At 38.7% G+C, this 24,517-nt stretch carries 24 protein-coding genes; 2 read left to right on the top strand and 22 right to left on the bottom strand.

The window, feature by feature from the left end; genetic code table 11:
- Nucleotides 1–5: 5 nt before the first annotated feature.
- From LEUM_RS05675 to xerC, 16 genes are all read right to left on the bottom strand, one after another.
- Nucleotides 6–857 (bottom strand): prephenate dehydrogenase, encoded by an 852-nt coding sequence (locus LEUM_RS05675; protein WP_011679897.1) that lies wholly within the window; start codon nucleotides 855–857, stop codon nucleotides 6–8.
- Nucleotides 854–2,158, bottom strand: a complete 1,305-nt coding sequence (gene aroA, locus LEUM_RS05680) for a 3-phosphoshikimate 1-carboxyvinyltransferase (RefSeq protein WP_011679898.1) — start codon at nucleotides 2,156–2,158, stop codon at nucleotides 854–856. The genes LEUM_RS05675 and aroA overlap by 4 nt, the downstream gene beginning before the upstream one ends.
- 46 nt (nucleotides 2,159–2,204) lie before the next feature.
- The gene (gene aroC / locus LEUM_RS05685) at nucleotides 2,205–3,383 is read right to left on the bottom strand and encodes a chorismate synthase (protein WP_011679899.1); all 1,179 of its coding nucleotides are present in this window, start codon (nucleotides 3,381–3,383) and stop codon (nucleotides 2,205–2,207) included.
- Between the two features lies 1 nt (nucleotide 3,384).
- The gene (gene aroB, locus LEUM_RS05690) at nucleotides 3,385–4,449 is read right to left on the bottom strand and encodes a 3-dehydroquinate synthase (RefSeq protein ID WP_011679900.1); all 1,065 of its coding nucleotides are present in this window, start codon (nucleotides 4,447–4,449) and stop codon (nucleotides 3,385–3,387) included.
- Nucleotides 4,446–5,438 (bottom strand): 3-deoxy-7-phosphoheptulonate synthase, encoded by a 993-nt coding sequence (gene aroF / locus LEUM_RS05695; RefSeq protein WP_011679901.1) that lies wholly within the window; start codon nucleotides 5,436–5,438, stop codon nucleotides 4,446–4,448. The genes aroB and aroF overlap by 4 nt, the downstream gene beginning before the upstream one ends.
- A gap of 4 nt (nucleotides 5,439–5,442) precedes the next feature.
- Nucleotides 5,443–6,267, bottom strand: coding sequence for a shikimate dehydrogenase (gene aroE / locus LEUM_RS05700; protein WP_011679902.1), 825 nt, complete (start codon nucleotides 6,265–6,267; stop codon nucleotides 5,443–5,445).
- Nucleotides 6,264–8,186 (bottom strand): transketolase family protein, encoded by a 1,923-nt coding sequence (locus LEUM_RS05705; protein WP_011679903.1) that lies wholly within the window; start codon nucleotides 8,184–8,186, stop codon nucleotides 6,264–6,266. Before LEUM_RS05705 ends, aroE begins: the two co-directional genes overlap by 4 nt.
- Before the next feature lie 381 nt (nucleotides 8,187–8,567).
- Nucleotides 8,568–9,140 (bottom strand): anthranilate synthase component II, encoded by a 573-nt coding sequence (locus tag LEUM_RS05710; RefSeq protein ID WP_011679904.1) that lies wholly within the window; start codon nucleotides 9,138–9,140, stop codon nucleotides 8,568–8,570.
- The gene (trpE, locus tag LEUM_RS05715; RefSeq protein WP_011679905.1) at nucleotides 9,137–10,501 is read right to left on the bottom strand and encodes an anthranilate synthase component I; all 1,365 of its coding nucleotides are present in this window, start codon (nucleotides 10,499–10,501) and stop codon (nucleotides 9,137–9,139) included. The genes LEUM_RS05710 and trpE overlap by 4 nt, the downstream gene beginning before the upstream one ends.
- Nucleotides 10,488–11,264 carry a tryptophan synthase subunit alpha gene (gene trpA / locus LEUM_RS05720; RefSeq protein WP_011679906.1) on the bottom strand — a complete coding sequence of 259 codons (777 nt, stop codon included), beginning with the start codon at nucleotides 11,262–11,264 and terminating at the stop codon, nucleotides 10,488–10,490. Before trpA ends, trpE begins: the two co-directional genes overlap by 14 nt.
- Nucleotides 11,261–11,836, bottom strand: a complete 576-nt coding sequence (locus LEUM_RS05725; protein WP_011679907.1) for a phosphoribosylanthranilate isomerase — start codon at nucleotides 11,834–11,836, stop codon at nucleotides 11,261–11,263. Before LEUM_RS05725 ends, trpA begins: the two co-directional genes overlap by 4 nt.
- On the bottom strand, nucleotides 11,833–12,621 hold the full coding sequence (gene trpC / locus LEUM_RS05730) for an indole-3-glycerol phosphate synthase TrpC (protein ID WP_011679908.1): 789 nt from the start codon (nucleotides 12,619–12,621) through the stop codon (nucleotides 11,833–11,835). Before trpC ends, LEUM_RS05725 begins: the two co-directional genes overlap by 4 nt.
- A complete protein-coding gene (gene trpD, locus LEUM_RS05735) occupies nucleotides 12,618–13,643 on the bottom strand; it encodes an anthranilate phosphoribosyltransferase (protein WP_011679909.1) in 1,026 nt (341 codons plus the stop codon). The genes trpC and trpD overlap by 4 nt, the downstream gene beginning before the upstream one ends.
- On the bottom strand, nucleotides 13,636–14,823 hold the full coding sequence (gene trpB / locus LEUM_RS05740; RefSeq protein ID WP_011679910.1) for a tryptophan synthase subunit beta: 1,188 nt from the start codon (nucleotides 14,821–14,823) through the stop codon (nucleotides 13,636–13,638). Before trpB ends, trpD begins: the two co-directional genes overlap by 8 nt.
- Nucleotides 14,824–15,257: 434 nt before the next feature.
- Nucleotides 15,258–16,136, bottom strand: coding sequence for an aldose 1-epimerase family protein (locus LEUM_RS05745; RefSeq protein WP_011679911.1), 879 nt, complete (start codon nucleotides 16,134–16,136; stop codon nucleotides 15,258–15,260).
- Between the two features lie 64 nt (nucleotides 16,137–16,200).
- Nucleotides 16,201–17,103, bottom strand: a complete 903-nt coding sequence (gene xerC / locus LEUM_RS05750; protein ID WP_011679912.1) for a tyrosine recombinase XerC — start codon at nucleotides 17,101–17,103, stop codon at nucleotides 16,201–16,203.
- Between the two features lie 141 nt (nucleotides 17,104–17,244).
- Here xerC and LEUM_RS05755 point away from each other — a divergent pair, with 141 nt between their 5' ends.
- Nucleotides 17,245–17,685, top strand: coding sequence for a hypothetical protein (locus LEUM_RS05755; RefSeq protein WP_011679913.1), 441 nt, complete (start codon nucleotides 17,245–17,247; stop codon nucleotides 17,683–17,685).
- A gap of 33 nt (nucleotides 17,686–17,718) precedes the next feature.
- Here the strand turns inward: LEUM_RS05755 and LEUM_RS05760 are convergent, their stop codons facing one another.
- The 3 genes from LEUM_RS05760 to LEUM_RS05770 form a co-directional block, all read right to left on the bottom strand.
- The gene (locus LEUM_RS05760) at nucleotides 17,719–19,062 is read right to left on the bottom strand and encodes a PFL family protein (protein WP_002814654.1); all 1,344 of its coding nucleotides are present in this window, start codon (nucleotides 19,060–19,062) and stop codon (nucleotides 17,719–17,721) included.
- Nucleotides 19,063–19,115: 53 nt separating this feature from the next.
- Nucleotides 19,116–19,388 (bottom strand): ACT domain-containing protein, encoded by a 273-nt coding sequence (locus LEUM_RS05765; protein ID WP_031295551.1) that lies wholly within the window; start codon nucleotides 19,386–19,388, stop codon nucleotides 19,116–19,118.
- A 231-nt stretch (nucleotides 19,389–19,619) separates the two neighbouring features.
- Nucleotides 19,620–20,063, bottom strand: a complete 444-nt coding sequence (locus LEUM_RS05770) for a nucleoside 2-deoxyribosyltransferase (RefSeq protein ID WP_011679914.1) — start codon at nucleotides 20,061–20,063, stop codon at nucleotides 19,620–19,622.
- 266 nt (nucleotides 20,064–20,329) lie between these two features.
- On the opposite strand from LEUM_RS05770, the gene LEUM_RS05775 reads away from it, so the two are divergent.
- Nucleotides 20,330–20,965 (top strand): hypothetical protein, encoded by a 636-nt coding sequence (locus LEUM_RS05775; protein WP_011679915.1) that lies wholly within the window; start codon nucleotides 20,330–20,332, stop codon nucleotides 20,963–20,965.
- A 27-nt stretch (nucleotides 20,966–20,992) separates the two neighbouring features.
- Here the strand turns inward: LEUM_RS05775 and LEUM_RS05780 are convergent, their stop codons facing one another.
- The 3 genes from LEUM_RS05780 to LEUM_RS05790 form a co-directional block, all read right to left on the bottom strand.
- The gene (locus tag LEUM_RS05780) at nucleotides 20,993–22,150 is read right to left on the bottom strand and encodes a hydroxymethylglutaryl-CoA synthase (protein WP_011679916.1); all 1,158 of its coding nucleotides are present in this window, start codon (nucleotides 22,148–22,150) and stop codon (nucleotides 20,993–20,995) included.
- A gap of 135 nt (nucleotides 22,151–22,285) precedes the next feature.
- A complete protein-coding gene (locus LEUM_RS05785) occupies nucleotides 22,286–23,908 on the bottom strand; it encodes an ABC-F family ATP-binding cassette domain-containing protein (protein ID WP_011679917.1) in 1,623 nt (540 codons plus the stop codon).
- 163 nt (nucleotides 23,909–24,071) lie between these two features.
- Nucleotides 24,072–24,509 carry a hypothetical protein gene (locus LEUM_RS05790; RefSeq protein WP_010280083.1) on the bottom strand — a complete coding sequence of 146 codons (438 nt, stop codon included), beginning with the start codon at nucleotides 24,507–24,509 and terminating at the stop codon, nucleotides 24,072–24,074.
- Between the last annotated feature and the right edge of the window lie 8 nt (nucleotides 24,510–24,517).

Consider the following 24,517-nt stretch of genomic DNA (forward strand, 5'->3'; position numbering starts at 1 on the left):
TTTTCTCACTTTAACAATAAATTTTTTCTTGACTCCTGTGCTGACGAAATTAAAGTCATCAAAGTTGATGCATCATTATCTTCAATTGCTTGAGAAAATAATTGTAATTGCTCGATTATCAAGGACTGACTAGTTAATATTGCTTCTTTGTTGCTTAACAATACATCAGTCCATAACTTTGGATCACTTTCCGCTATGCGTGTCATATCTTTGAAGCCACCAGCAACATACTGTCCAAATGTCGTTGAATCGCCCAGCTGGTTAGTGGCAGTATTCATTAATGCAAAAGACATAATATGCGGTATATCACTAATTACAGCCATCAGCTCATCGTGTTTCTTGACTGAAATTGGCATAAATTTAGCGGCAATCGGTTCAAGAATTTCCTGCAACCTACGAGCATTAGAAATTGAACTTGGAATTAAGAAATAAGGCACATCTTGATACAGTTTTTCATTTGCCCACTCAACACCGCTCCGATGAGTACCGGCCATAGCATGCCCACCAACGAAATGAATATTTTTTGGTGTCAAAACTGCTTCAGCCACATCCATAATATCTCGTTTTGTCGATCCTGTATCCGTAACAATTACCTCTTTTTTTAGAGATAGTTGAGATAATGAACGAATCATTTCTTCAATATAAGTTACTGGTGTGGCCAAGATAATAACATCAGCATGAGATGCAACATTTACTAAATTAGAAGCTGCCCCAAAAACAATACCATGATCTTTTGCATAGCTGAGCGACTTTTCATTAATATCAACACCTATTACTTGGTTTTTTGGCTCTTTGTTTAAAATTTTGGCTAACGATGCCCCCATTTCGCCAAGACCCACAACAACGATATTTTTCATAACCATTCTCTCTTAATTGAGGACACATCTTCTACAAATCCAGGATACGACACACTCATAGCTTCTTCACCGGTTAATACTACATCCCCTTCAGTAATGAGAGAAGCAATCACGTTCATCATACCAATGCGATGATCCCCATGTGAGTCAAGTAGTGTTGAGCCATTTGACGTGTGCAAGAGCGTTCCACCATGAATAACCATACCATCTGGCTTCTCATCAATATCAGCGCCCAATTTAGTTAGCTCACTAATGACTGTCGAAATTCTGTCAGTTTCTTTTACACGTAATTCCTCTGCACCACTTATAATCGTGTCTCCCACAGCTTGTGTAGCAGCTAGAGCAAGAATGGGCAGTTCATCAACTGCACCAGGAATATCCTCAGCAGTAATTGCAATACCGTGTAAAGTTTGTGCTTTGACCGTGATATCAGCCAACGGTTCTCCATCAGATGCAATCGGTTTCTGAGTAATTTCTGCACCCATCCGTTCAAGCAATTTAATCACACCATCACGCGTTGGATTGACACCGACCTTTTTAATGGTAATTTCCGAGTTTGGTGTAATTAAACCAGCCACCATGAAAAATGCAGCACTTGAGATATCCGATGGTACTAAAACATGCTGACCGCTTAGTTTTGACTGCTTTTTAACAGTAATTACACCGTTATCTGTTTTAATTTGCCCACCAAACTGACGGAGCATGCGCTCTGTATGATCTCTTGATGGTAGATCTTCGATAATCGTTGTTTCACCCTCAGCTTGTATGCCCGCTAGCAAAATAGCACTTTTGACCTGCGCTGATGCTACCGGCATATGATAAGTAATACCATTTAGTTCAGTATTGGCCTTAATTACAGCTGGTAAGAACTCGTCATTAGATAATTCAAATTGCGCATTCATCATTGACAACGGGTCGGCAACACGACGCAATGGTCGCTTGCTCAGTGATGAATCACCAAAAATATTCAGATCAAACGGTTGCTTACTTAGCAATCCCATGAGGAGACGAGTTGAAGTTCCTGAATTGCCCATATCTAATCCAGCAGATGGTGCCTTAAAATTTGTAAGGCCTTTACCAATAACTGTAGCTTGTGATTCTGTGTGGTCAATTTCCACACCAAGCGCACGAAAAACACCCATGGTATGCATCACATCATCTGACATCAAAAAATTATCAATGACAGTTTTCCCCTCAGCTATCGCACCAAACATCAATGCTCGATGTGATATTGACTTGTCGCCAGGAACTGTTATTTCTCCATGAAGGCCATTTTTTTCTGCTTTAGTGAGTTTAATCATCTCTTTTTATCCTTTGTTCATAATATGTACTATAGCCGAAGCTATATTAAAACTTTCTTATTTCTTCACGATACACTGCCACTTGTTCTTTCATCCGTTCAATGTTATCTGCATCAAATTTATCCAAAACAGCTTTAGCTAACTCAATTGCTACCATTGCCTCAGCAATTACAGCAGCGGCAGTAACTGCAGTTGTATCTGAGCGTTCTATCGATGCACGGTGGTCTTCGTGTGTATCAATGTCAACTGACTGCATAGGACGATACAAAGTAGGAATAGGCTTAACAACACCACGAACAACAATTGCTTCTCCTGTCGTCATACCACCTTCAAAACCACCGAGATTATCAGAACCACGATAAAAGCCACGTTCTTCGTCCCAAAAAATTTCATCCATGACTTGATCGCCATACTTTTCTGCGTTATCAAAACCACCACCAAATTGAACACCTTTGAAGGCATTGATGCCAACAATAGCGTTGGCAATTTTAGCGTCTAACTTTGTATCGGCAGATACATATGATCCCAATCCAACAGGCATACCTGTCGCAATAACTTGGACTTGGCCTCCTACAGTATTTGCATCACGCTTTGTTTTATCAATTACTTCTTTAATAGCTTCATCAGCTTCAGCATTTAGAGCACGTGTGTCGAAACCTTCTGTCACAACACGCAACTCTTGCAGGTTCTTATACTTAGTTAACTCATTTAGGTCGGACTTAGCAGGTCCAACATTCACAACGAAACCATGAACATCAACACCTATTTCGGAAAGTAATTTTTTGGCAACAGCACCAACTGCAACACGCATTGTCGTTTCACGAGCCGAAGATCTTTCCAAAACATTGCGTAAATCTTCACGGTGACGATACTTCATCCCACCAACCAAATCAGCATGTCCTGGACGCGGGCGCAACACCTTACGGAGCGTATTTTCTGCTGTTGCTGGCTCATTAGGGGCCATAATTTTCGACCAATTATTATGATCATCGTTGTGAACATTCAATGTAATTGGTGATCCAAGTGTTGTTTGGTGACGAACACCTGTCAAAAAGGTAACTGTATCAGTTTCGATTTTTTGACGTTCACCACGACCATAACCACGCTGACGTCGAGCTAATTGCTCATTAACATCTTCTTGACTGATGTGTAATCCGGCAGGAATACCTTCAATAACAGCAATTTCTTCAGGGCCATGGCTTTCACCAGCAGTAACATATCTCATATTAATTCTCCACAAATGCCGGCATGTCGGCGATTTTTTTCTTTACAATAATTGGCTGACCTACTTTTTCAAGAGCCACTAAATTCAAAATACCATCATGATTTTTTTTATCATTGATCAAGTGGTTAAAGAAGTCAGTTGTCCCGATAAAATGCGAATGTGTTGGTAAACCAACAGCTTCCAATCGACTTAATAATTCAGTAGTTAGCCCTCTAGGCATTATACCATGTTGTTCAAATCGACTGCTAATAGCAATCATACCAATCGCCACAGCTTCACCATGACGTAATTCACCATGAGCTAATAGTTCAATCGCGTGACCAAAAGTATGCCCAAAATTCAGAAACTGGCGGTCTCCAGCTTCTTTTTCATCAGCCATCACTACACTAGCCTTATAAGCAATCGCACGTTTTGACAATTCTTGCGCATGATGACGTATATCTGCTACCGATTTGATTTGACCAGTAAAATCAAAAAAGTCTTGATTAGCCAATGCTGATGTTTTAACAACTTCCGCATATCCTTCAACTAAATCACGGTCCGTCAGTGTATTCAAATAAGTAACATCAACTAAATCTAAATCCGGCTGATAAAAAGAGCCAGCAATATTTTTTGTATTACCAAGATTCACGGCTGTCTTACCACCAACCGACGAATCAACTTGAGCTGTTAATGACGTCGCAATTTGAATAAAAGCAATTCCGCGCATGTACAAAGAGGCGACTACTCCACCTAAATCACCAATAACGCCACCACCTAATGCAATAACACCATCGCCACGTGTAAATCCAGCAGCTGCCATTTTAGCAATCAATTCACCGGCCACTGACAAAGATTTTGATGACTCTCCAGCGGGAACTTCTAACTCGAGTATATCAAATCCTACTTCACGTAATTGCTTTGCTGTATCCTTTAAATACAATGGCCCAACGTTGCTATCTGTTAATAGTGAAATCTTTCGCGCAGACCACACAGCCGATATTTCTTGGCCAAGACGTGTGTGTAAAGTGTTATCAATTTTCACATCATACTTTTTTGTCGCTAAATCAACTGTAATTGTGCTCATTTAATGGCCTCGCGCACCTTGTTTGCCTTCTCTGTCAATTGTTTGAATTGTGCTGGTGTCAATGCTTGGGCACCATCAACAAATGCATGTGACGGATCATCATGTATTTCGGTCATCAAACCTTGTGCACCAGCAGCAATTGCAGCTAAAGCAAGCGGTTCAACAAACTTTGAAACACCAGCCGCATGTGAAGCATCCGCAACAACAGGATAGTGAGTTAGCGATTGTAAAACAGGAATGGCTGATACATCAAGCGTATTACGCGTGTACTTATTATCATAAGTACGAATACCACGTTCCATCAAAATAATCTGATCATTCCCACCAGCAGCAATGTATTCAGCAGCATTAAGCAAATCATCGATGGTTGCTGACATACCACGTTTCAAAACTACGGGCTTGTTCTTCTTTCCCAGGGCCTTAAGCAAAGCAAAGTTTTGCATATTACGCGTACCGACTTGGAAAATATCTGTGTAAGAATCAACTAAATCCACATCTCGTGTATCTAAGATTTCGGTTACCATATCCATTCCCAACGCATCTGCTGCTGCGCGATGGGCTTTTAAACCTTCTTCGCCATTACCTTGAAATGAATATGGAGATGTACGTGGCTTGAAAGCCCCGCCGCGCAAGATAGTTGCGCCCGCCTGCTTAACATCTTCACCCATTTCTTTAACATGTTCGGGAGATTCGATTGAATCAGGGCCAGCCATGAAGACGAAGTTACCACCACCGATGACACTATGTTTAGTTGTAATAATTGTATCCTCTGGGTGGAAGTCACGTGATGACTTGATGGCTGAATGATGGTTTGTGATTATTTCAACAACGTCTTGTGATATATTTTTCAATATATCTTCGGGTAACTTTTTCACGCCGGCTAACGCAACTCTATTACTGTGAACAAACACTGGTTTAATAGGGTCTTTGGTATCTAATTGCGCTGCAATTTTTTCTGCATCTTGACTTGTCTTTGCGATAATAATCATTGTTTTATTCCTCAATTGCTTTCTTCATAAGATTTCTGTCAGCTGGCCTGTCGAACCAATATTCAAAGCTTAGCGCTCCTTGATTGACTAACATCGGCAAACCATTTAATGTTGCTAATCCACGTTGGTTAGCAGATTTCAATAATGTAGTTTGTTGATTACGATAAATCATGTCCACCACCAAGGCGTGCTGTGGTAGTAATGCTATTTGCAAATCCGTTAATAGCGTCCGCAAATCATTCATCCCAACGGTGGTGGCATTGATAAGCATATCAGCACGCTTTAATGCTTTGGTGAGCATCTGATTATCTGCTAAATCCTCTAGATGCCCATTCCCCTCACTAAGATAGCTAATCTCTGCTTTTCGCTCATGCCAATCTTCATGAACTCTATTAAACACAATTAATTCCCTCACGCCATACAGTTTCGCAGTGGCAATCACTGATCTAGCTGCTCCGCCAGTACCCAGTACAATAACCATTTCTTTGGGTTGGCGAGAATTAATACTTTGCCAGAACCCGTCTCCATCTGTGTTAGTGCCAATCAGATGCCCTTTAACACTTTTAACCGTATTCACCGCATGAAGCCGCTGAGATATTGGCGATAGCTCATCCAAATATTGAATAATTTCATTTTTAAACGGTGTTGAAACATTGAATCCGCCTACGTGTAGGGCTTTTAATCCAACGATGGCCTCTTCAAGTTTTTCTGGTAAAATGTTGAAAGCGTGATAGTGTGCATCAATACCATATTCAGCTATCATCATGTTTTGCATTTGCGGCGAACGTGAATGTCCGGCCGGATGCGCGATTAATCCATATAAAGTCATTGTAACTCCTGTGTGATTTTATCGACGATATCTTCAGCATTAAATCCAAATTCGTCAAGAGCTATTTGTGCTGCCGCACTCATACCAAATTCATCAATACCAAATATTACGCCATCATTGCCAGCAATTCCTTGCCAACCCAATGTTGTTCCTGCCTCTATTATCACATTTTTTGTGCCCGTTTCGGGAATAATTTGTTGCTTTTTATCATCATCTAGCGCTAAGAATCGCGACAGATTTGGCATGGAAACAACGTTTGAAGGTAGTGACAGTAATTCACTCACCTTCTGTGCTATTTGGACTTCGGATCCAGTAGCAATCAAGTTAATTTTAGCCTCATCATGATGTCTTATTTGTACCGCGCCATTTTCAAATGATTGTTTTGCTTGATCTGTGCTTCCTTGAGCACCAATTTCGCCACGACTTAAAATTAAGATTGTTGGTCGATCAGTTGACGTCAACGCCCGCTGCCAAGCGCTGGCTATCTCTTCGGCTGTCCCTGGACGCAATACATCAACACCCGGAATCAGACGAAGCCCCATCAGTTGTTCAACCGGTTGATGTGTTGGTCCATCTTCGCCAACCGTAATACTGTCATGCGTAAAAACATAAATACTCGGCACATGCTGCAAGGCACTCAAACGAATAGCTGCCTTCATATAATCCGAAAAAGCCAAGAATGTCGCGCCAAATACTTTTGTACCACCGTGTAAAGCTATCCCATTCATTACCGCGCCCATGCCAAACTCACGCACACCAAACGCAATATTTCTACCCGATCGATCATCGGCGTTGAACAATGGTGAAGCCACCACTTCAGCATTAGTAGATGCTACCAAGTCAGCTGATCCACCCCATAATTGTGGTAATTGTGTCGCAAAGTTTTGCAACACATATTTAGATATTTTTCGGCCTGCTTGTACTTTCAAATCAGTCGGTAACTCGGGGATGGTCACCGTGTTTTTAGTTGAGAATTGCAGATAATCGGTTAATTCGTCATTCAAAGGTTGTTTTTGATGCAAAAGTCTATTCGAAATTTTAGCACGCAAGTCTTCAAGCAAATTACTTGGTAATTCAAAATTTTGTATATCAACATCAAGCGCTGATGAAAGATCTTGCAATTGTTGACTATCTAGTGGTGTGCCGTGAGCCTTGTTAGTGCCAGCGAACGGTCCAAAATCACCAATAATTGTTTTCACAGCAATCAACGTGGGCTCAGGAGACATTTTAGCATTTTCAATTGCATCGTGAATGGCTTCTAAATCATTACCATCTGCCACCTCACGTATATCCCAACCATAACTGGCAAAGCGCGCTAGATTATTTGATATATCTGACCTTTTCTTCAAACCATCAAGACTGACAGCATTATCATCATAAAGAACAACCAACTTACCGAGCTTTTGTTGACCAGCGAGTGACGCTACTTCATGGCTCACCCCCTCCATTAAATCCCCATCACCAACTAGCGCAAATGTAAAATGGTCAATCACTGAGGGAAATTGGTTATTGAGCTTTGCTTCAGCCATTGCCATACCAACAGCCATACCCAATCCTTGCCCAAGTGGTCCAGTTGTTGCTTCAACACCAGGCGTCACACCAACTTCTGGATGTCCAGGCGTTTTTGAATGTGGTTGTCGAAATTCTGATAAATCTTGGGCTGACAGGTCAAAGCCAGCTGCATGTAAAGTCGCATACAGTAATGCGGCACCGTGACCAGCAGACAAAACGAAACGATCGCGATTAATCATATTAGGATTCTCGGGATCAACATTAAGTTGATTTGCATACAACTCATACAAAATTGGTGCAGCACCCAAAGCAATGCCAGGGTGCCCAGAACCAGCTTTGCTAATCATTTGGTTAGACAGCAACCTCAACGACTGAATTGTTTCTGTTGACAATGATGATGTTTTCATGAGATTCTCCTTAAATAAAAATCGTACTAAGTGAGTAAACACCTAGTACGATTTAACAGAAAATTACACTCCTGAAAACATAAAAGCCACTAGGTGTTTAATATCAACACTTAGTGACTCAACCTTGAAAAACTTCTGGTCGCTAAGTGCGTCGTAACCGACGCACTTATAATGCGACGGCTCTACATAAACCAGAAGTAGTAATAACTATTATTTTTCAAGACTTTGCTGTTCATAATTTTTCTCATTCTTATTTGATGTAATTAACTATACATTCATTTATTATAAATGTCAACAGTTTATTAAAATAAACTTCATTACATCATTAATTCCTCATGAAAAAAGCTTTTATTCTTGCACTAGATTTCATTATTATAGTTTTTATTTTACGTTTGCAGTTAGCGCTATAAATTTTTCAATCATTTTTGATCCTGTCGGCGTTCCAATAGATTCAGGATGAAATTGAAAGCCGAACACTGGTAAAGTTTTATGTTGCATAGCCATTATTTCATCGTCATCTTGTGCGATGCCAACCACTTTGAAATCTTTTGGAAAATTTTTTTTATCAAGAATGAGAGAATGATAGCGCATAATTTTGACTAATCCTGTGCTTAGTAACGGCGATGTGTCTGCTACCAGCATATCAGAAACCTTACCATGACGAATAACAGCTGCCCGTTTAACACGCCCACCAAAAACTTCACCAATGGCTTGGTGCCCTAAACAGATGCCCAACATCGGCTTGCTGTTGGCATAGTGTCGAATCATGTTTTCCATTTCTCCTGCTTGCTCAGGTTTTCCTGGGCCAGGCGAAAAAATAATCCCGTCAGCTTTATCAGCAGTCGCATAGAGTTTCTGATCATCGTTTCTTAAAACCACTAAATCAGTCTTTGTACCTACAATTTGTGCTAGATTATAAGTAAAAGAATCATAATTATCCACGATTAAAATCATACATCCCCTCCAACTCGCAACAACGCTTTAGCCTTGTTAAGTGTTTCTTGGTATTCATTTTCTGCTATAGAATCATAGACAATACCAGCACCCGCTTGCACATATCCTTTGTTACTTTTAACAACCATCGTTCGAATCGCAATGGCAAAATCCATCTGATTATCGCGAGATAAATAACCAATTGCACCGGCATAAACACCTCTTTTAACTGGTTCCATTTCGTAAATACGTTGCAGAGCACGAACCTTGGGTGCCCCAGAAACAGTTCCAGCTGGTAATGTAGCTTTCAAAGCTTCAATAGCAGGTGTGTGTGCCCTTAATTTTCCACTGACTTCAGAAACCAAATGCATAATATAACGGTATTTTTGAATTTCCAGCAAAGTTGTTACCTTGACACTGCCATATTCAGAAACTTTACCAAGATCATTCCGTCCAAGATCGACTAACATACGGTGTTCTGCTAGTTCTTTTTCATTTGTTTTCAACTCTTTAGCAATGGCAACGTCTTCTGTTAATGTTTGCCCCCGTTTACGCGTTCCCGCAATTGGATTAGTAGTTACTGTTTCTCCTCTTACTGTCACCAAGCTTTCCGGGGATGAACCAATAATTTGATAATCACCGTAGTCCATATAGTACATATACGGCGAAGGATTTGTACGACGAAGTTGCCGATAAAAATCAAACGGTTTATCCTCAAATTCAAAACTAAAACGTTGCGACGGAACCATTTGAAACATATCGCCTTCTTGAATTAATTCCTTCGTATGATTAACGATTTTTTTAAATTGCTCAGGCGTCACATTTGATTTTGGATTTAATTCATGTAGTTTTACCGGAACAAGTTCATCAGCCACAGGTAATTTCAACTTATTTTCGATTGCAAGAACAACGTGTTCTAAGTTCTGACGTCCCGAATAAACATTATCCACGACAATTTTTATTTTTTCTTGACGATGGTCGAAAATAACAAAAGTTTCATACAAAAATAAATGGCTGTCGGGCATATCCAACTCATCTTTAGGTTGGTTTTCTAGTTTTTCATAGCAAGCAACCGTATCAAACCCTACATATCCAATGGCACCTCCTTGAAAAGGCAACTCCTCCACGGGCTGTTCTTGCACAACTACTAAATTTTGCAATGCCAGCAGGGGATCTTTGCTTTCACTAGTTTGGCCATCAACCGTCACCAACATACCGTTGGTCTTAAACTCATGGACAGGATCAAGTGCGATAATTGAATAACGTGACTTTTCACTATCTGTAGGTACTGATTCTAATAAAAAACTATGTTCTCCGCGCAACCGAAAATAAGCACTGATTACTGTTAAGGTATCCGCGTCAATTGTCTTAATTTGTCGCATGACGCGCTCCTTTCATGTTTTTAATAAAATCTGTCAAATAAGATGTAGCATCCTCTGGGTGGTCTTCGATAATTTTGACAAGTGCTGAGCCAACAATAATCGCATCAGCAGATTCAAATTGTTTTGCTTGATCATATGTCGTGATGCCAAAACCAACTGCAACTGGCAAATCTGTTAACCGCTTAATCTTAGTAACGATTTCATCAGCTTCGTTTGACAATTTACTTCTAGAGCCTGTTATTCCTAAGGAACTTACTACATATATAAATCCAGAAGCACGTTCTACAATTTTCGGCAAACGATTTCCGGATTGTAATGTTACGAGTTGAATAAAGTCGCGACCATACTGGTGGACAAGTTCCAAAAATTCATCTTGTTCTTCCATAGGCATGTCGGGCATAATAACACCCTGAATATCCAACGACTGCATTTTGCTGAGAAATTTTTCGTACCCATATTTAAATACTGGATTTGTATACGTTAGAAAAACTAAAGGCACATCCGTGTGTTTGCGAACTTCAGCAACTAAATTAAATACATCAGCTGTTGTTGAACCGTTTTCGAGAACCTCTTGATCAGCATTCATGATAGTGGGACCGTCAGCACTTGGATCACTAAAAGCAATGCCAATCTCAATAAGATCTGCACCAGCCTCAGCCATATCAACAATATATTTTGCACTCTTTTCAAAATCCGGATATCCAGCTACCGCGAAACCAATAAAAGCATTTTTATTTTCTAATGCCTGTGAAATTCTAGTCATTTATTACTCCTTGCTATGCGAACCACTTCGCGCATCTTTTCTAAGTTTTTTATACCATTACATTCTGTTCCTGAACTAATATCAACAACCTTTGGTTTCAATAAAGAGATTGCCTGTTGTAAATTATCGGGGGTCAGCCCTCCTGCCAAGAAATCCAATGACTCTAGTGGCTGAAAATTTTCCCAATCAAAAGTTTTTCCGGTTCCTGCTCCTGCGTCAATCATCCGGCACATAGCTTGCGTTTTATACTGATGGTCAGGCTTCATCACCTTAATAACTGGTAATCCCGCTTGTTGAATTTTACTAATTTCCCGTTCAGACTCATTGCCATGCAATTGAACTATTTGAATAATCTCTCTATACTTCAAAATTTCATCAGCATCTTGATTTAAGAAAACACCAACTAATGGAATCTTTGCGTCCAATTGCGAACGTATCTTTTGAGCAAGGGCAAGAGACACCAAGCGTCGCTTGTGAGGAACCAAAATAATACCAGCTAAATCAGGTCGAACTTCATTCAAGTAATCTATATCTTGTAAACGAAAATTTCCACATAATTTAATTAGCGTCATTTTTCGCCCCTTAACTGTTGTATGGCCGCTAATTTATCTGCAGCCTTCATGAACGTCTCACCAACTAAAATACCGTCCACGCCAATCTGTTCAAGGGTAACAACATCTGAGCGATCTTTTATACCAGATTCTGAAATAAATAAAATTTCTGGTGGAACTAATTGTCGTAAACGTTTAGTGTTGTCAAAGTCGACCGTGAAGTCTTTTAAATTACGATTGTTCACACCAATAATTCGTGCATTTGCCTTCACTGCTCGGAGAATCTCTTCTTCATTGTGCGCTTCCACAATCACTGACAATCCTAATTCGTTTGCTAAAGATAGGTATTCTTTTAATTGTTCGTCCGTTAAAATAGCAACGATTAATAAAATGATTTGTGATCCAGCTACTTTAGCCTCATAAATCATGTATGGATCAATTGTAAAATCTTTGCGTAATACAGGAGTAGCAGAATCTGCTGCAACTGTTTTTAAAATATCAAGAGATCCCTTGAAATAATTCTCTTCTGTCAAAACGCTTATCGCATCGACACCTGCCACCTCATAGTCTTTCGCGATCCCTTGATAATCAAACTCTGATGAAGGTACAATTTGCCCTTTCGATGGGGATGCTTGTTTAATTTCGGCAACAACTGATATTTTCTGTTGAGCTAGACTTTTTTCGAAAGGAAATTCTCTTGAAACTGTGATGTGTGCTGCTTCTTTTTGTAAGTCATGCAGCGATTTTTGAGCTTGACGCGCCAACATATTTTGACATGTTGCTGCTACTAAATCATCTAATATCATGCCGTCACCGCCCTAGAAGATGATCGCAACGCCCCTAGTTGACCTAATGCCGTTCCATTAATCAAGGTTTCTCTAGCTAGCTGAATGGCAGCATCAATGGACTGCGCTTTTTTTGCAATAAACAATGCTAGCGCAGCATTTAAAATTGCAGTATCTGCCATAGGACCAGTGATTTTCCCTGCTAAAATATGCTCTGTTATTTTAGCATTTTCAATTGGTGTACCCCCTTGTAAGGATTCAATAGAAACATAGTCAAATCCATAATCTTGTGGGTCGAAAGTGGCCTCTCTAATATGACCATTCGATAATATGGCCAAATCAGTTTTAGTTGTTAATGTCACCTCATCTAAACCATCTTGTCCATGAACCAATATAGCTTCTTGAACACCTAATTCTGACAATACATTTGCTAGTGGTACTAGTAACTCTTTTGTGTAAACCCCCACCAACATTGTACGTGGACGTGTTGGATTCGTTAATGGCCCAAGGATATTAAAAATAGTACGAAATCCCAGGCTTTTACGAATTGATCCAACATACTTCATTGCCGGATGAAACGAGCGTGCAAATAAAAACGTTTGCCCAGCATTCGCTAAAACATCAGTCGCTTGTTCTGGTGTTAAATCAATGGTAACCCCAAGTGCTTCCAATGCATCTGCCGTACCTGATTTAGAACTAGCAGCACGATTTCCATGCTTGACGACAGGCACCCCCGCTCCAGCTACAATGAAACTAGCCGTTGTCGAAATGTTGAATGTACCGGACAAATCACCACCAGTTCCGACAATGTCCATTGCCTCAAATTCTGATGGAATTGTCTTTGCATGATCAATCATGGCCCGAGCCGAGCCAACTATTTCCGAAACAGCTTCTTTTTTTGCGGCTAATCCCATTAAGTAAGCTGCAATTTCAGGGTCAGACACTTTGCCGTCCATAATATCGTTCATTACTTTCTGAGCCATATCATCTGTCAAATTTTTTTGCACGAGCAAGGTTTTAAGTGCTTCTTGAATATTACTCATGAATATCAACTCCTTTATAACGGGCTATCGCAGCAACGTCTTTGTCACCTCGACCACTCAGATTAACCATTATTTGTTGATCTTTTCTCATTTTTGGTGCTAATTTCATTGCATAGGCTACTGCGTGTGCGCTTTCAATTGCAGCAATTACACCCTCTGTTTTTGCAATGTATTCAAATGCATCAACTGCTTCATCATCTGTAATCGGTACATAAGTTGCTCGGTGAATATCCTTTAGATAAACATGCTCCGGTCCGATGCCAGGATAGTCCAATCCTGCAGAAATACTGTAAACAGGATCAATTTGCCCATCGGCTGATTGTAAAAATTGGGATTTCATACCATGAAAAACACCTTTTGAACCTAGTGCCATGGTTGCAGCTGTTTGATCAGTTTTTACGCCTTTTCCAGCGGCTTCAACGCCAATCAATTCCACTTCTGCGTCATCAATGAACTTAGCGAAAGCACCAATTGCATTCGATCCACCACCAACGGCAGCAATTACAGCGTCTGGCAGTTTTCCAGTCATTTCTAAGAATTGCCTTCTGGCTTCCTCACTTATAACCGATTGGAAATATTTAACCATTTCTGGGAAGGGATATGGACCAACCGCTGAACCAAGTACATAGAAAGTATCATCAATTCTTTTTGTCCAGTCTTGAAATGTTGCGTTCACTGCATCTTTTAAGACTTGTGTTCCTGTTGTCACCGCATGAACTTTGGCCCCTAGTAGCTCCATGCGATAAACATTCAACGCCTGTCGTTCTGTATCCTCCTTGCCCATAAAAATTTCTGCTTCCATACCAAACAATGCCGCAGCCGTAGCTGTTGCCACGCCATGTTGTCCGGCACCTGTTTCAGCAATTAAACGTGTTTTACCCATTTTTTTGGCAATTAATGCTTGCCCTAAAACATTGTTAATTTTATGAGCACCAGTGTGATTTAAATCTTCTCTCTTTAGATAAATTTGCGCACCACCTAAGTCTTCAGACATATTTTTTGCATAATATAACATAGATGGTCGGTTCGCGTAATTGTCGAATAAATCTTTCAATTCACTTTTAAAAGCTGGATCCTCTTTATATTTATTGAATGCCTCTGTGACTTCATTAATTGCTGGCATTAGCAATTCTGGAACAAATTGTCCCCCATATTCTCCGTAATAACCTTTTCTTGTCATCTTATTCCTCTTTCTTTAAGCAAACAAAAACCGTCCTGAAAAATTTGCTTTTGCAAAAATTTCAGGACGGTTTTCCCGCGGTGCCACCTGATTTCGTTTAAATCAAATGGTACCCAAAAAGCCCACTCGAGTTAAAACGCGTCTCAACAGTTATCTAACAATAACCTGATCACTTACGTGGATCTTACGTTTGGCAGTACTTGAGATTGCTCTCGTTCAACCAACCCTCAACGGTCCATTTGCCATGTTGCGTTCGGCCCTACTTCCAGTAACAAGGGCTCCCTTTACGTGCACACATGGTTTGATCTCCGTCTCATCAGTTTATGACGTTTTTAAATTACTATCAGTTTAAGACATTATGATAGATAATGCAACCTTTTAACCTAAATTCTAATAAAAAAAGCATCGACACTAATGTATCAATGCTTTTTTTATTAGAAAAACTGTAGACTATAGGTGCCATTAAACGTGTCGCCGGCAGCTAAAACATTTGAACCAAATTTCTCTTTAAAGTTACCTGTTGCATCTACCGTGTCAGCCAACCCCCACCATGGTTCAAGCGCAATAAATGGTGCTTGTTTACCAGCAGGTGTCCAAACGCCGATAAATTGCGCATTGTCTAACGTCATACGCAATCCATGTTGATTAGCCAAACGAGCCAACAAAAATGACGTCTTTTGTCGATTGAGTTTCAAAATAATAGCATCATCATGATAGTCTTCTTGACGCAGACGTAGTGGAATACTAGCATTAAAAGGCGTGGGATGGTTTGGATTGGAATATGGTCCAACTAAACGTACACGATCATATATTTTTTCAGGCTCAATTGACAGATAGTAGTCCGAAAACTTTCCTCCATCAAGTGGCAAATTAAAGGCCGGATGTCCACCCACACTAAAGAATAGGGTTTCTTCTTTATCGGGATTATGTACGATATAAGCAATATGTAGTGTGTCATCCTCTGTTAATTCATAACTGATATCTAATTGAAACTTAAAAGGATATACACGATGCGTCGACTCAGAGTCAACAATACGAAAAACAGCCTTATTTTCACTTTGTTCAACAACATCAAATAACATATTACGTGCAAAACCATGTTGGTTCATGTAATACGTCTCACCCGCAACTCTAAATTGATCGCCACGTAATCGGCCCACAATAGGGAACAGATTTGAAGCATGTCGTCCCCAATATTTAGGGTCTGCAGTCCATATATATTCTAATTCAGCATTTTTATGCCAGACACTTGTTAATTCGGCGCCTTCTGGATTAATTTTCACAATGAGGTGTTTATTTTCTAGCGTTATCATAACTTTTATTTTACTATCTTTTCTTAGATTTGTGAAGCGCTTGATAAACTATTTTTGTAACCGGTTACTTATTGGCTCGCGGAAAGAAATTTTGATAATTTTTTTGTAAACTTTCTCGCGTCACATGGGTATACATTTGTGTCGTTGACAAATTAACATGACCCAACAGTTCCTGAACCGTTCTCATATCTGCACCTCGATTAATCAAATGGGTCGCAAAAGTATGACGCAACATATGTGGATGAATTTTACCAGTCAATGCAGAACGTTGCATTAACTGGTTTAAAATGTAAGTAATGCCAGCTGGTGTAATTGGCTCGCCACGATGATTTACAAATACATATTCATGTTCTTGATTTACTGTTAAGGATGCACGCAAATCTGTAATGTATTCTTTCATAATATTTTCTGCAAAATGCCCAAAAGGAACATAACGATCTTTATTTCCCTTACCATGAATGAGCACCAGGCGCTGCGAAAAATCCAACTGAGATAACGTCAATCCAGCAATTTCAGCCACTCTTATTCCAGTAGCATATAAAAATTCAAGTAAAGCTGCATTACGTTCCCACAAATAATCTTCATGATTGTAGGCCACATCAAAAAGTTCATGCAGTTCATCTTCGTAAAAAAAATCTGGTAATTGGTTCTGATGTTTTTTTAATGAAATACTATCAAATGGATTATCAATGGCAAATTGATTAGTAATTAAAAATTGATAAAACATTCGCAAACTGCTAATCTTTCTAGAGATAGTTGTACGAGCCAACTTTTTTTCATATAAATCATTCAAATAGACACGTACATCTAAAGTTTGAACTTCTCCAAATTTTGTAAATCCGCCACTTTCATGCAAATAATTCTTAAATTCAGCAATATCTGTTAAATAAGCTTTTAAGGTTTGCGGTGAATATTGACGTTCTGATTCTAAATAATCATGATAAAGTTGTTCTTCACGTGTTGTCATATTTTCATTATACTATCTATTGAAAAGATTAAGAACAATTAAATTTGTTTGCAATCATATAAACTCACCCAAATTTGCCTTAAGATGTCGTATAGTAAAGTTAGGATCTAACAATTAACGTTAAAGATATGGAGATTAAATATGAAAGTACCAGTATATAGCCCCATAGAGCAATTGCGTGAGCGCGTAATGAAGTTACAAAACAAGGCATTGGTTAATATTGCTAATTTCCGAAAAAATGTCTTAAAAAATCGAGATGACCGACGCAAACGAATAGCTAAGTTATCAAAAACACGTGAAATTTCTATTGTTCCTTATGAATCAACAGCCAGAGCTGTTGACACTAATAGTTTTGCCTATGCCTTGGAAGCCTCAATTACAGAAAGTGCTGCACCGCAAAAAAAACATTTTGCCATTTCAAATTATATTAAAAACTTTTTCTATCACCCACTTCGTGTTTTATCTACCGTCGTTATTCTGATTCTATTAGTTTATATTGCGGTTATGTTTTCTAAAGCAGTTTCCACAAACCAAAATCCAATTACCGAAACACGAACACAACAATCGAAAAATACAAAATAAAAAAGTTGCGATGATTTTTATCGCAACTTTTTATTAGTTTTTAAATGAATGAATCGGTGCTGGAATGTGTCCGCCACGATTGATAAAGTCTGCACTTGACTTTTCTACAACTGGCATAACTGGAGCAGTACCTAACAACCCACCATAATCAACCATATCACCAACCTTTGTACCCAAAGTTGGCAAAATACGGACAGCCGTAGTTTTATTATTTTGTACACCAATAGCGGCTTCATCAGCGATCATTGCACTAATTGTCGTTGCACTAGTATCTCCTGGAATAGCAATCATATCTAATCCAACCGAACAAACAGCAGTCATTGCTTCAAGCTTTGATAACGTCAATGTACCTTCTTTTGCTGCATCAATCATACCAGCATCCTCTGAAACTGGAATAAATGCACCGGATAGGCCGCCAACACGTTGCGAAGCCATAACACCACCCTTTTTAACAGCGTCATTCAATAGCATTAATGCAGCTGTAGTTCCGTGCGTTCCTACTTGTTCAAGACCAATTTCTTCAAGAACTTCAGCTACAGAATCACCTCGTGCAGGTGTAGGGGCCAAACTCAAATCGACAATTCCAAATTCAACTCCAAGTCGTTCAGCAGCTAGTGCACCCACCATCTGTCCAACACGTGTAATTTTGAAAGCTGTCTTTTTGACAGTTTCGGCAACTACTTGAATAGATTCGCCTTTTACCTTTTCCAGTGCACGTTTTACAACGCCAGGCCCAGAAACACCAACGTTAATCACAACATCGGCTTCACTGACACCATGAAAAGCACCAGCCATGAAAGGATTATCTTCGACAGCATTTGCAAAAATAACTAGCTTGGCATTAGCTGTATCGGATTTTTCAGAAATTCCTTTTACAGTTTCGCCCATCAATTTAATTGCATCAAGGTTTATACCTGCTTTAGTTGAACCAATATTAACACTCGACATCACTAAATCGGTTTCTGTTAGCGCACGAGGTAACGATTTAATTAATGCCAAATCCCCATTGGCAAAACCTTTTTGGACCAATGCTGAATAACCACCAATGAAATCAACACCCACTGCTTTAGCCGCATCATCCAAAGCGTGTGCGTAATAAAGCATATCATCGGGTGTTGCATGACCTGCAATCAACGCAATTGGCGTTACACTGATGCGTTTGTTTGTAATTGGAATACCATATTCACGTTCAATTTGCTCAGCAACTTTTATCAAGTCCTTCGCATATGTTGTAACTTTCTTATATATATTTTTTGCAGTTTGTTGTGGATCACCTGCGATTGTGTCGAGCAACGAAATACCCATTGTAACTGTGCGGATATCAAGATGTTCTTCCTCGACCATGTTGATTGTTTCTTGTATTTGCTTTGTTTCCATGACTTCTCCAGATGATTCAATTCGTAAGTTCTTTAGTAGGTTAGCTACAAATATTAAACTCTACTCATCGCATCAAATATTTCTTCACGTTGCGTATGAATAGTAACGCCTAAATCAGCCCCTAACTTATTCAAATCATCTTGCAACACGTTGAATTGCCCTTCTAATTCTTCTAAATTAATTAGCATACTCATCGTGAAAATATCACTCATAATCGTTTGAGAAACATCTAAAATGTTGATGTTGTGATCCGCTAACGTGTTAGCCACCCCAGCAATAATTCCCGGCTTATCTTTACCAACAACTGTTACAACTGCTTTACTCATAGTCATACAAATTCTCCATTAAAATTTACTTACAATATTATACCAGATTATACAGCAAACTATCTCGCAAAAACGAATAATTAATAGTACAAACTATTTTTTATTCGTTTTATCATCTATTCATTATACAATTACATCACCATTTAAAACGATTAACAAAAAATATACGTTCAAATGATTACCTGTTTTTTATTTTGTTCGGGAGACACATATCAAGTTCACTCTTAAAAATTAAAAGATTTCACCACTAAATTCAATCTTTGGCGTTGCATCAAAGTCGTAAGTTTCCAAATCTGAGATATCCGTGATATAAGCCGTTAATGGCATTCCCATCATTAGATTGACTGCACCAGCTTTTTCTTTAACAACAATAACCGGAATGTTTTTGGCTACTGCGTAGCCAAACTCCCAAGCAGTTCCTGGATCTACTTCCTGCCCTACATAATCAATAACCGCTACCATGACGTCAGCTTGGTTAATTGCCTCAATATCGCCGTTGTAGGTTGCGACACGCCACTCCGGGCCAAACATTTCAAATTCTTCGTGTTGGTGTTCGCGTGGTGAAAAAACAGAACTTAATGTTTGATTGGCTGCTAAAGCTTTTTCAACACGTTCAACACGCTCAATTTGCTCTTTATCGAAGAATGGACTCGCAAGATAAACATTTTTTGACATTTTTAACTCCAATATTATTTAATGCTATTAGTATAACACACCTTCTGGTGAGATTAATCGACCTGAAGACATAAAGACTTCTAAATGAATAACGTTTCGCAAAACAAATATACAAATGACTTCTTAGTAGTTCTTTTATACTTGAAACAGACAATAATTTTAGATATAATAATGTTGCAAGCGCTTAACTATAATGGTGATGCCGTGCCGGGACACGCTTCATCGGTTAAGTGCTTTTTCTTTTTCAAAATAAGGGGGATAAGAGAATGATATTTTTGTTTATCATTTTATTTTTATTAAGCATATTACTTGTAAGTTTTACGATACAAAATAAGCAGAGATATGGGACATTTCTAGTACCACTTATATTCTCCATATTATGTATTGGTGGTACAATCTTTTTTGGTTTTCAATTGCCGTCAGCAATACAAAAGATACAAAAAAATAACGACGCACAGGTAAATTCAAACAAACTAACCAAGTCGCAACAAGCCCATTCACAATCAAATTTGGAAAATGGCAGTACGACTGTAATATCCGATGCTACAACGAAACAACAGCAAGAACAACTCAAATTAAAAGAACAAGAGCTTACTCAGAAACTTGACACAGCATATAGCAAAATTGGTGACGTCACTTTTAATACCGATGCCAAAACTTTCCAGCTCAAACTTTACACTGATTCAGATTTATCAAAGTCGGTTGCTCAAATAGAGACCGACCCAAGTTTAGCAGAAGAAGCGCACTGGTCGAATTTCACTGATTCACTTTTAAAAACTTCGAAGAATATCAAAAAATCTTTTAAAACTGGATACACTTTTGAACTAATGGGTGTCAATGACAGTAACAAAGTGTTGTTTGCGGCAAAAGATGGTGCTGAAATCAGCTCTATCACAAAATGAAGAGATGCATACGCATCTCTTCATTTTTTATTTATATTGTCTTTCACCATTCTGCCAACCTAAAAACTGAAAATGATCTGCGTCAGGATGATCAGATGAAACGTTCTCATGTGAATCAAGAAGCTGTGAATTAAATATTTGTTCATACTGATCTACAGATACTTTTTTTCGATCAGCTAATTCATTTTTTGTTTCATTTGCTGGTACATACTTAAAGAAGTTTTCTTGCAATGTTATAGAGTACAGCTCGGCTTCAGCACCTGAACCATAACTAAATATGGCCAACTGCTCTCCTGCAACCAAATCTTGTGCGTAACTCAATAATGATAACAAGCTTAAATACACAGAGCCAGTGTACAAATTCCCTACTTCTCGACTAAACTTTTGACTTGCCTTTAGATTTTTTAATAACCGTCCTTGCGTTCTCTCATCAGCCTCATCTATAATTTGATCAAAAGCTTTTTTACCCATTTTTGTATACGGTAGATGAAAAGTAAAACCTGCAAAATCAGCGATTGTCCGCCCGGACTGGTCCTTATATCGTTGCCATAGTGTCAAAAACATTTCTTTATAAATATCTGTTGATAAATGTCCGTCTACTATGGCTTCCGTTCTATCGATAGGACGCCAAAAATCTGCGACATCTCGGCTCATATAAACCGAATCAGAATTAATTGTTGCAATGTGTGGGCTTTCTGAAACAATCATGGCAACAGCTCCACCACCTTGGGTCACTTCACCAGGTGTATTTAATCCGTATCTTGCAATATCCGATGCGATAACTAAAACCCTCTTACCAGAATGGCTTGCAACGTAATCTCGAGCCTGCATCAATCCGAATGTTCCCGCATAGCATGCTTGTTTAATCTCAATTGTTCGCGAAAATTCAGACAAATTAAGTAATTTTTGAACATATAATGCGCTTGATTTTGAATTATCGATACCAGATTCAGTGGCAAAAATAATCAAATCAATCTGCTGACGATCATCATTATCAATAATTTTTGCAGCCGCGTTAGCACCCATTGTTACGACATCTTCATAATTCGGTATCACCGATTGTTTATCTTGACCAATACCAATAGTATATTTATTCGGATCCACCCCACGTCGCTGAGCTAATTCTACCAAATCTAATACATATTCAGATGTGTAAAATGATAATTTATCAATTCCAATTGCCATTCTTTTTACCTCCTGTTTTATTGTGGTTAAATAGCAAAAAAAGAATTAATAAGTCGACGCTCAAAATTCACAATATGTTACAAATTATGGTTTTTGTGCCAGCTCATTAATTCAATTTACTATATTACTTATCTACTAGTAAAGTTCATTTACTTTGTCCTGAATACTATCATTATTAATGAATTCATCATACGTCGTATCAACGCGATCAACAACACCCTTTGGTGACACTTCAATAATATGATTTGCCGTAGTTGCTAAGAATTCATGGTCATGCGAAGTCATAATAATTGAACCCTTGAATGCGATTACCGCATCGTTAAGGGACTGAATTGACTCCAAATCCAAATGATTTGTTGGGTCGTCCATCAATAGCACATTAGCTTTGAGCAACATCATCTTCGCCAAAACAATGCGGACTTTTTCGCCACCGGATAACACATTAATTTGTTTTAAGGAATCATCACCACGGAACAGCATTTGCCCGAGCATACCACGTAAACTGGTGTTATCTTTTTGGTCTTCTTCCGCAAAATCACGTAACCAATCCAAAATAGTTACATCTTGATTATCGAAGTTATCATTTAAATCTTTAGCAATATAGGATTGTGACGTTGTAACACCCCAAGAAACGGTCCCCTCATCTGGTGCCATCGTACCTGCTATAATTTGCATCAACGTAGTGGTTGCTAAATCGGAACGTGATAAAATAGCAATTTTATCGTTTGGTCGACCAATAAAGGAAATATTGTCTAATACTTTTTCGCCGTCAATTGTTTTTGAAACGTTTTCAACGCGAACCATATCATTCCCGAGCTCACGATTAATGGGGAAATTAATGAATGGGTATTTTCTTGATGAAGGTTTAATATCATCTAAAGTAATTTTATCTAATTGCTTTTTTCGGGCTGTAGCCTGCTTTGATTTTGAAGCATTAGCTGAAAACCGAGCTACGAAATCTTGCAACTGTTTAATTTGTTCTTCCTTCTTAGCATTTTGTTGAGAAGCTAAGCGTTGGGCCAATTCAGACGATTCACGCCAAAAATCATAGTTTCCAACAAAGGGTGTAATTTTTCCAAAATCAACATCCAAAATATTGGTTGAAACAGCGTTCAAAAAATGTCGATCGTGGGAAACAACAATAACTAAGTTCGGAAAATCAGCCAGAAAATCTTCTAGCCAATTAATCGTCTGTACATCCAATCCGTTGGTTGGCTCGTCTAAAATCAAAATATCTGGATTACCAAACAAGGCTTGCGCAAGCAGAACTTTCACTTTATCATTTTCAGTTAGCTCACCCATCAAGGTATCGTAAACACTATCGCTAATACCCAGCTTGCTCAACAATTGACCAGCTTCAACTTCAGCATTCCAACCATCTAGCTCTTCAAATTCCGCACCCAAATCAGCAACACGCACACCATCTTCATCGTTAAAATCCGGCTTAGCATAGATAGCGTCCATCTCAGTTTTAACTTCGTACAATCGCTTATGACCTTGGATCACCGTATCTAAAACCGTAAATTTATCAAATGCAAAGTGATCCTGCTGCAAAGATGACATTCTCTCGCTATCACCGATTGAAATGGTTCCTTCAGTTGGTTGTAGTTCTCCTTGCAATAACTTCAAAAAGGTAGACTTACCAGCGCCATTAGCACCAATAATGCCATAAGTATTACCGGGTGTTAATTTCAAGTTAACATCTTGATAAATTTTAGGCCCTGAAAAACTAAAACTCATATCTGAAACTGTAATCAATGTAAAATCCTCCAATTAAGTTATGTAAAATAGTATCTCCAGAGTTCATTATTATCTGTATGCTTTGAGCAATAACTATTAAACACAAAGGTAAAATATCCTATACCAGTGTAACAGAAAAAGTGCGAAATATCGCACTTTTTCTAGTTATTCATAACACTAATTATACTTTCAAGTTTCCATCAACTGAAACTTGTCCATCATTCTTTGTCTCACTTTTTAAATCACGGAATCCGTTTTCAACTGGAATTTGATTTTCATCCGGGTCATCACGTGTATCTCCGAAAAAGGTGAATAAACTTAGTACAATGTACATTAGTCCAAAATAAAATCCATACTGATGAGATACCAAATGAAGTAATAATGTTGAAATTCCAGAGAATACTGCAGGCAAGGCAAATAAAATGAGAGGTGATAGCCCACGCTTACGCACACTATACCCAAGATATAAAGTATAAAGACCATTAATGATTAGATAAAACCAGATAACTTTATGTAAACCACTCACACTGAGTAACTTACCAATAAATGGTAGTACCAAACCAAGCATAAACGCTGCAAGCCACTGATACCCGTAGTATTTTTTGAATATCTTCAGCATTATTTCAC

The sequence above is a fragment of the Leuconostoc mesenteroides subsp. mesenteroides ATCC 8293 genome, assembly GCF_000014445.1.
Classification (GTDB): domain Bacteria; phylum Bacillota; class Bacilli; order Lactobacillales; family Lactobacillaceae; genus Leuconostoc; species Leuconostoc mesenteroides.